Below are 3,247 nucleotides of genomic sequence, written 5' to 3' on the forward strand. Positions count from 1 at the left end.
CCCCGCACCGGACCCCGACCTGACGCGTCAGCGCGAGGTCGTCGACGCGTTCTTCTCGGCGGCCCGCGACGGCGACTTCGAGGGGCTCGTGGCCGTGCTGGACGCCGACGTGGTGCTGCGGGCCGACGGTGGTACCGCGCGCGCCCGCCACACACAGGTGATCACCGGCGCGCGGGCCGTGGCGGGACAGGCCGTCACCTTCGGAGGGCTCTCCCCGTTCGCCCGTCCGGCGCTGGTCAACGGCGCGGCCGGGGTGGTCGTCGCCGTGCGGGGACGGCCGGTGTCCGTCATGGGCTTCACCGTCGTGGACGGGAGGGTCGCCGCCATCGACGTGCTCTCCGACCCCGAGCGCCTCCAGCGCCTCGACCTGACGGTTCTCGACGGCTGAGGTCCTTCGGGCGGCGGGCCCTCCGCACGCCCGCGCCGACCGCCACGGGCGCGGAGCTCAGCCCGTCGGGGGCGTGCCGGGTTCGGGGGCGGGGACGGCCTCCTCCCCGCCGCCCTGCTCCCCGGTTCCGGTATCGGGTGCCTCCGGGCCCTGGGTCTCGCCGTCCCCCGGCGGAACGGTGGGTTCGGTGGGCTCGGTGGTCGCGCCCGTGTCGTCGTCGGGGGCCTCGGAGGCCCCTTCCTCGGAGGCCCCTTCCTCGGCGGTGCCGTCCTCGGGTGCGCCGGTTCCGGGTGCGGGCTCGGTCGGCTGGTCGGTGGCGGGGGCCTCCTCCTCCGGGCGCTCGGCCGAGGGGTCGGTGCCGTCCCCGGTACCGGTGGGAGTCCCGGGTTCGCCCCGGGGGTCCTCGGGCGCGGAGGTGGTCCCGCCGAGCAGGGTGGGCGCGGTGGATTCGTCCCCGCCCTGGGTCCAGGAGGTCAGGGACCGTCCGGTGAACAGCTCGAAGAGCAGGACCACCAGCATGACCAGGACGAAGACCACGACGGCGGGGACCACCATGGAGCGCCAGCCGCGTCGGCCGCGCTGGCCGCCTCCCCCACGGGTGGAGGGGGTGCCGGGGGTGTCGTCGGTCAGCGTGCCGGCACGGCCGTCCAGTACGGGCAGGGCCATGGTGCGGGTGGCGTCGCACTCCTCCGGGTCCGCGGCCCCGGAGACCTCCCTCAGCAGCGCGGTCTCGGAGATCCCGTCGGGTTCGGGGGCGACGGGCGCTCCCGGTGCGTGGGGGACCCGGGCGCCGTTCTGGGCGACGGCCCTTCCCGCCAGCTGTCTGGCCTGCTCGCCGCTGCGTGAGAACCAGTGCTGCAGCAGGGGACTGGCGAGAGTGCTGAGAACGGCCATGACGGCGGTGCCGATGATCGTTCCGTACACGTTCAGGTAGGAGGCGGCGGTGGCCGCGGCCAGCGTCGCGGCCCCGGCCCCGGCGACCTGCGAGACGCTCAGGTCGATCCGCCTCCCCTTCTTCCCCTCCTCCTCTTCCCCGTGATCGTCGTCGTGGTGTCCGGTCCGACCCATCCGGCCGTTCCCCCCTTCGTCGGCCGCGCGGGGGCGCGGCGAGAACTGGCAAGCGTGGGATGGGCGTGTGGTGGGGCAGACAGCCCCACAGATCACAAACTTCACATAACGCCCATAGCTTGATAACTCACCCCAAGGGCGACAGGGTTCCGATAACGCCACGAAATAAGAAGCATCACTCTCTTGCAGACATCGGCGTGTCGAGTTGCGTCCAGGAGGATCCATGTTCATGTGGAACGGTCCGGGATCGGAGTTTTTCCCAGACCTGGGGTGATTCGAGGGGCGCGGGATACCATCGCGGCGGAGCCCTCGTGCGGGATCGGCGACATTCCCCCGCGATCGCTCCCGGTCGCCGAAGGGTCAGCGTGCCAAGATTGGTAAAGAAGCGACCGTGAGGGCCCCGGACACCCGGGGCAGCTCCCACCGCGGCGGATGCCGCGGACCGGGAGGCGGGCACACAGTTCGGACATGCCGGGCGCGGTACTGGCCGAACAGTTGTCGGCCGACCAGACTTGGAGAACGCGGGGGTGGGTCGCGGGACCTGCCCTCGACGGGACGCGAAAGGGAGGGCGATGCACGAGCTTCGCCTCGTGGCCGTGAGCGAGGACGGCACCTACCTGGTGCTCGCCAGCACCGGCCGTGGAACCCGTTTCATGCTGCCCGTCGACGACCGCCTCCGCGCCGCCGTACGCGGCCAGTTCTCCCGGCTCGGCCAGTACGAGATCGAAGTGGAGAATCCGTTGCGCCCCAAGGAAATCCAGGCCCGCATCCGGTCCGGCGAGACCGCGGAGGCCATCTCCGAGATCTCCGGTATACCGATCGAACGGGTCCGCTGGTTCGAGGGCCCCGTCCTCCAGGAACGCGAGTACATCGCCCAGCAGGCCCAGCGCGCCAGCGTGCGCGGCGAGGCCGGTCCGGGCCCCTCCCTGGAGGAGTTGGTCACCAAGCGGATCGGCGCGCACCAACTGGAGACCGGTGACGCGGTGTGGGACTCGTGGAAGCGCGAGGACCGCTCCTGGCAGCTCAAGCTCGTCTTCCTGTACGGCGGCGAGGAGCGCGTCGCCCACTGGCTGTACGAGCCCAGACACAACAGCGTGACCCCCAGCGACGAGGAGGCCGCCCGGTTCTCCTCCGCCGAACCCGAGCCCGTGTCCTCCCCCGGCGCGAACGTGACGCCCTTCGCCCCGCGCCGCCCCGAGGCCACCGCCGGCCTGCCCCGACCCGAGGCCCAGCCGAGCGCCGAACTCGACCACCCCGCCACGCGGCGCCCGTCCTCCGACGAACCCCTGCGCTCCGCGCCGACCGCCCACCCCGGGACCCTCGGCGTCGCGCGCCCCGGCCACCCCGCCGAACGCGAGCCGGAACGGCCCGCGGAGCACCGCCCCACGGGGTGGGAACGCGAGCGTCCCGCCGAACTCCGTTCGCCGGGGCGGGAGCGGCACACGGAGCCCCGCGTGGAGCGTCCCGCCGAACGCCGCCAGCCGGAGTGGGAGCCCGAGCGTCCGATGCCCCGGGCCGAGCCCGAGCGGCGTCCCGCGCCCCCCGCGTACGGGGAACCGGCCGTCCACGGGGAACCCGTCGTGGAGGAGCGCCGCCCCGAGCGCCGTACGGAGTGGCCCCGGGACGCCCGTCCCGTCAGGCCGACGGAGCCCGAGGAGGCGCCGCCCGCCGCCGAGGCCCCGGCCCCGCAGCGCCCTGCCCCGCGCCGCCGCCGCGCCACCATCGACCTCAACGACAACGGCACCCCGCGCCGTGCCGTCGACCAGCCGCCCGCGTCCACGGTCCCGGCGG

At 74.0% G+C, this 3,247-nt stretch carries 2 protein-coding genes and 1 pseudogene; 2 read left to right on the forward strand and 1 reads right to left on the reverse strand.

Going from position 1 to position 3,247, the window contains the following annotated elements; genetic code table 11:
- Window positions 1-388: pseudogene (locus D455_RS0120865) on the forward strand (RNA polymerase subunit sigma-70); the annotation flags it as partial.
- Between the two features lie 57 nt (window positions 389-445).
- Here D455_RS0120865 and D455_RS0120870 read toward each other — a convergent pair.
- A complete protein-coding gene (locus D455_RS0120870; RefSeq protein WP_017572634.1) occupies window positions 446-1,456 on the reverse strand; it encodes a prolipoprotein diacylglyceryl transferase in 1,011 nt (336 codons plus the stop codon).
- Window positions 1,457-2,028: 572 nt separating this feature from the next.
- Between D455_RS0120870 and sepH the strand changes: the two genes are divergently transcribed.
- A partial coding sequence (sepH, locus tag D455_RS0120875; protein WP_017572635.1) for a septation protein SepH occupies window positions 2,029-3,247 on the forward strand: 1,219 nt, incomplete at its 3' end.

This window comes from Nocardiopsis halotolerans DSM 44410 (assembly GCF_000341065.1).
Lineage (GTDB): Bacteria > Actinomycetota > Actinomycetes > Streptosporangiales > Streptosporangiaceae > Nocardiopsis > Nocardiopsis halotolerans.

Bases quoted from the DNA above. Each gene is read 5' to 3' on its own strand.
- D455_RS0120870 (WP_017572634.1), bottom strand. From the start codon at position 1,456: ATGGGTCGGACCGGACACCACGACGACGATCACGGGGAAGAGGAGGAG.